This window comes from Mesorhizobium sp. M7A.F.Ca.CA.002.15.2.1 (genome assembly GCF_003998715.1).
GTDB classification, from domain to species: Bacteria; Pseudomonadota; Alphaproteobacteria; order Rhizobiales; family Rhizobiaceae; genus Mesorhizobium; species Mesorhizobium ciceri.
Window position 1 is genome coordinate 1 of sequence record NZ_RZPI01000439.1, and the last position, 4,850, is coordinate 4,850.

Annotated in this window: 4 protein-coding genes and 2 pseudogenes; 5 read left to right on the forward strand and 1 reads right to left on the reverse strand. The window is 61.6% G+C overall.

Translation table 11 applies throughout. The features are described from left to right. Positions 1–936: pseudogene (locus ENZ74_RS22025) on the reverse strand (hypothetical protein); the annotation flags it as partial. Positions 937–1,091: 155 nt separating this feature from the next. Here ENZ74_RS22025 and ENZ74_RS22030 point away from each other — a divergent pair. From ENZ74_RS22030 to ENZ74_RS35280, 5 genes and pseudogenes are all read left to right on the forward strand, one after another. Continuing rightward, a complete protein-coding gene (locus ENZ74_RS22030; protein ID WP_013533202.1) occupies positions 1,092–2,195 on the forward strand; it encodes a myo-inositol-1-phosphate synthase in 1,104 nt (367 codons plus the stop codon). Beyond that, positions 2,192–2,788, forward strand: coding sequence for a histidine phosphatase family protein (locus ENZ74_RS22035; protein ID WP_063170151.1), 597 nt, complete (start codon positions 2,192–2,194; stop codon positions 2,786–2,788). The genes ENZ74_RS22030 and ENZ74_RS22035 overlap by 4 nt, the downstream gene beginning before the upstream one ends. A gap of 14 nt (positions 2,789–2,802) precedes the next feature. After that, a complete protein-coding gene (locus ENZ74_RS22040) occupies positions 2,803–3,903 on the forward strand; it encodes a glycosyltransferase (protein WP_063170150.1) in 1,101 nt (366 codons plus the stop codon). After that, positions 3,903–4,706, forward strand: a complete 804-nt coding sequence (locus ENZ74_RS22045; RefSeq protein ID WP_063170149.1) for a sugar phosphate nucleotidyltransferase — start codon at positions 3,903–3,905, stop codon at positions 4,704–4,706. Before ENZ74_RS22040 ends, ENZ74_RS22045 begins: the two co-directional genes overlap by 1 nt. Positions 4,707–4,708: 2 nt before the next feature. After that, positions 4,709–4,850 (forward strand): annotated as a pseudogene (locus ENZ74_RS35280) (TIGR04290 family methyltransferase); the annotation flags it as partial.

Consider the following 4,850-nt stretch of genomic DNA (forward strand, 5'->3'; position numbering starts at 1 on the left):
TTCGTCGGCAGAGTGGGCGGCCCGCCACTCGCCACCAGATAGTTCGGTCAGGTTTAATTCCGGCCTGCCGACCGCCTCGGCCACCCAATCGCGCAGCGTGGGAATTTTCGAGCTTTCGGAGAAGGTGCATTCAAACGCCGTCGCCACATGTTTCGGACAGCGCGACCACGTTTCCCGAGCCTCCGGCGACGCTTCGCTGCCCGGGCCGCCTGAATGGCTGGGAAACAGGTGAATGCGGTCCGTATCGACATCCAGTTCACGCAGCCAAACGACAACGGCATGCATCGAACTGCCGGACAGGCCGGGACCCTCGTCGACAACGGCGAAACGCGCCGATGGATTGTTCTTCCAAGCGGTGATCGACCGCGGATCGGCGTTGATGTGCCTGTGGAAGGGATGGCCGATCGGACGAACGCTGAATGGCGCAGGCGCGCCAATCGAGGCCGCCACCATAGCTGCGAGCCCAAGGCCAATGCTGCGGACACCGATAACGCATGTGTTCGCATCGAGCCCCGACTTCTGCGCCGCGTCCAAATAGCTTTCGGGATAAAGCGCATAATGCGCATAACCCTCAGCGGAGCCGGTCAGAACCTCGGCCTGACAGTCGAGCCCGGCCAGCAGCTTGAGAAGTCCCGGATCGATGCCACCGCCAACGTTGAAACCGCTTCGCCACGACTTCGCTACCTCTGCCGCAAGCCCGACCAGCAGCCTGGCGCCTTGCTGTTGCCGTGGCGAAAAAATGTCGATGCCGCAGGTTCCGAAATCGACGTCGGCAAGCGCCTGAACCAGCTCCGACACGCTGATGAACAGTCCGACCAATGCAGCATGGCGTCGGATGCCATGAGACATCCGATCAAGTCTTACGGCCATTTCGCCTGCTGCTTCGCGAAGCTGTTGTGCGTCCTGCGTCCGCTTGTGGTCGCCGTAGACGATCATCGATCGGTTTCCAATGCTTGCCGTGCGGGAACGCATCGGATGCGGCTTCGATCCATGCTGTCTCGCGCAATTTTTCGATGGGTGGAGGAACATTCCGGCAAGCTGATGGTTCGGCGCCAGGAACTTACCTTTGAACAACATAGGGTGGCGGTTTCGTGGGATCGAAAAAGGTTCGTGTTGGTATCGTTGGGGTCGGCAATTGCGCATCCTCCCTGGTGCAGGGCCTCTCGTTCTATCGTCACGCTAAAAGCAACGAACCAATCCCTGGGCTGATGCATGCCGACCTCGGCGGTTACCACGTCGACGACATCGAGATTGTCTGCGCATTCGATGTCGCCAAGAGCAAGGTTGGCCTCGACGTCGCGGAAGCGATCTACGCCGCCCCCAACAACACGTTCCGCTTTGCCGACGCCATGACAACCGGCGTTCGCGTCGAGCGCGGACCGACGCTGGACGGGATCGGCAAATATTTGCGCGACGAGATTGAAGAAGCTCCCGAGCCGGTTGCCAATGTCACCGAGATCCTGCGTGACAGCAGCGCTGACGTGCTGGTTTCCTACCTGCCGGTGGGTTCCGAGGAGGCGACCTGCTTCTATGCCGAATGCGCACTCGAGGCCGGCTGCGCCTTCGTCAATTGCATACCGGTCTTTATCGCCTCACGTCCGGAATGGCGACGGCGCTTTGAGCAGCGCGGGCTGCCGCTGGTCGGCGACGACATCAAGAGCCAGGTCGGCGCGACCATCGTGCATCGGTTGCTAGCCAATCTCTTCCGTGAACGCGGCGTACGCATCGACCGCACCTATCAACTGAATTTCGGCGGCAACACCGATTTTCTCAACATGCTGGAACGCGAGCGGCTGGAATCGAAGAAAATCTCCAAGACACAGTCCGTGGCCAGCCAGTTCGATGTTCCCCTGGAGCCGGGCAACATCCATGTCGGCCCGAGCGACCATGTGCCTTGGCTCACCGATCGCAAGTGGGCCTATATAAGGGTCGAAGGCACGACCTTCGGCGGCGTGCCGCTCAATGCCGAGCTCAAGCTGGAGGTCTGGGATTCGCCCAACTCGGCCGGCGTGGTGATCGATGCGGTACGCTGCGCCAAGCTGGCGCTCGATCGCGGCATAGCCGGCGCGCTGACCGGTCCCTGCAGCTATTTCATGAAGTCGCCTCCGGAACAGTTCACCGACGCCGAAGCGCGGCAGCGCACGCTCGCTTTTATCGCAGGCAAGGACGAGCCTTTGCTCGATGCCGCAGAATGACGACGACCTTCTTTCTGATCCGCCATGCGGCACACGAAAATGTCGGCTCCTATCTGGCAGGCCGTATGGACGGCGTTTGCCTCGGCGATGCCGGTAAGGCGCAGGCAACGCAGCTTGGCTGCCGCATGGCCCGGGAGCCCATCGTCGCGATCTTGTGCAGCCCGCGCGAGCGTACCCGAGAGACGGCGCTGCCAATTGCGCTCGCCTGCGGTGTCGGAGAAATCGCGATCTGCGCCGAACTTGACGAGATCGACTTCGGCGACTGGTCGGGAAAGACTTTCGATGAGCTGAATGGCGACGCCAGCTGGCGAGCCTGGAATGATCAGCGGCAAGTGGCAAGGACACCGAGTGGCGAGACCATGCACGATGTCCAGCAGCGCGTCGTCGCGGTGATGAATGCTGTCCACGAGCAGCATCCGAATCAGTGTGTCGCCCTGGTCAGCCACGCCGATGTGATCAAGGCCGCCGTCTGCAAGGTCCTTGGCTTGCCGGCCGGCGACTGCTTTCGCTTCGACATCGATCCCGCTTCGATCACGACGATCGTATCGGGGGACTGGGGGGCGAAGCTGATCCGATTGAACGAAGTTGCCTGACGAGGATTTGCCGGATGCAGATGGTCATTTTCGGTCTTACCGTCACGTCTTCATGGGGCAACGGCCATGCCACCTTATGGAGGGGACTGATCCGAGCCCTCGCCCGGCGCGGCTGGTCCGTTACCTTCTTCGAACGCGACACGCCCTACTATGCCGGAGCGCGCGATCTTGATCGCCTGGACGGCGGCAACGTCGTGCTCTACCCGGACTGGGAGGACATCCGCCGGGTCGCGGAGCAAACAGTCAAACAATCGGATGTCGTTATTGTCACCTCTTATTGTCCCGACGCCGTGGACGCCTCGCGGCTGGCGCAGCAGGCAGGCCGCGGACTGCGTGTGTTCTACGATCTGGACACTCCGGTCACGCTTGCCCGCATCGAACAAGGTGAGCGTCCACCCTATTTCGGCCCTGAGGGTCTTGCCGATTTCGACCTCGTCCTGAGTTACACCGGCGGCTCGGCGGTCGACGCGCTGAAGACGGTTCTGGGTGCGCGCCATGTGGTGCCGCTCTATGGGCACGTCGATCCCGACCAACACCGGCCGGCAGAGAAGCGGGCCGAATTCGCCGGTGATCTGTCCTATCTCGGGACCTACGCGGCGGATCGCCAGGCCGGCGTCGAAAAGCTGCTGGTCCGCACCGCCGCGCGTCTACCGGATCAGCGCTTCATCATCGGCGGCGCACAGTATCCGCAGGAATTCCCGTGGGGCGACAACATCTTCTTCGTCAGGCATCTGCCACCGGCCGATCATCCGGCGTTTTTCTCATCCTCCCGACTGACGCTGAATGTCACCCGCGAGGCGATGGTGCAAAAAGGCTGGTGTCCTTCGGGCCGGTTGTTCGAAGCGGCGGCATGCGGGGTGCCGATCATAACCGACACCTGGCCTGGCCTGAGCAGCTTCTTCGAACCCGGCAGCGAGATCCTGCTGGCCCACGACACCGATGACGTGGTCGCGGCGCTCGCCTTGCCGGCAGATGAACTCGATGCCATCAAAACCCGTGCGCGCGAACGGGTTCTGGATGAACACACTTCTGCCCGGCGCGCGGCGGAGCTGGACCACATTCTAAACGACGCCTTTCAAAGATCTCCCCGCGAACCGATGATGGAAGCAGTCTGATGTTGGGCATTGTGCCCGCTGCCGGGCGCGGCAGCCGCATTCAACCGCTCGGCTTCTCGAAAGAGCTGCTGCCGGTAGGCAGTCGGATCGATGGACAGACGGAGCGTCCCTGCGCGGTGAGCGAGTACCTGGTGCGGCGGATGGTGCGCGCCGGCGTCGACAAGATCTGTTTCATCATCGGATCGGGCAAATCCGACATTCTCGAATATTACGCCGCCGGCTATGGTGACGCTGCGGCTCTGTTCGTGGTGCAGCCCAACCCTGTTGGACTTTGCGATGCGATTTTTCGGGCAGCGCCTCTCGTCGCGCCCGACGAGACGGTTTTGATTGGTTTGCCCGATACGATCTGGTTCCCCGAGGACGGCTTCTCCTGCCTGCCGGATAGTTCCCTATCGTTTCTGCTCTTCCCGGTGGACCGCCCGGAATTTTTCGATGCCGTGGTTCTCGACGAGGGAGATCGGGTGAAGGAAATTCTGGTCAAGCGGCAAGACGCTGCCACGAACTGGATCTGGGGGGCGTTCAAGATGCCGGGCCGGATCTTGCACCAACTCGCTGCACTCTGGCGTGAACGGGACCGGCGTGACGAATATATCGGCACCCTGATCAATGCCTATCTGGCTGCCGGCGGTGAAGCCTACGGTGTCAGGGCCGGAGTCTCCTACGTCGATGTCGGCACCTTCAACGGCTATCGCACGGCTCTTCGGCTGCTCGAAGAGGGCGTCGCATCCGAACAACGCCAAACCGCCATGCTTGTGGGTGGAGCACACCCGCATGTGCCTGTCGTTCCCGGCGAAGGAGCCTGACCATGCTGCATTCCCATGCCGAAATCCGCCGCCGTATCGATGCTCTCGGCCCATGGTTCCACAACATGGAACTGGCCGGTGTCGAAACCGCTCCCAACCATTTTCTCGGCAATTACCCGCTGATCAAATGGCGCAAATTCGCCG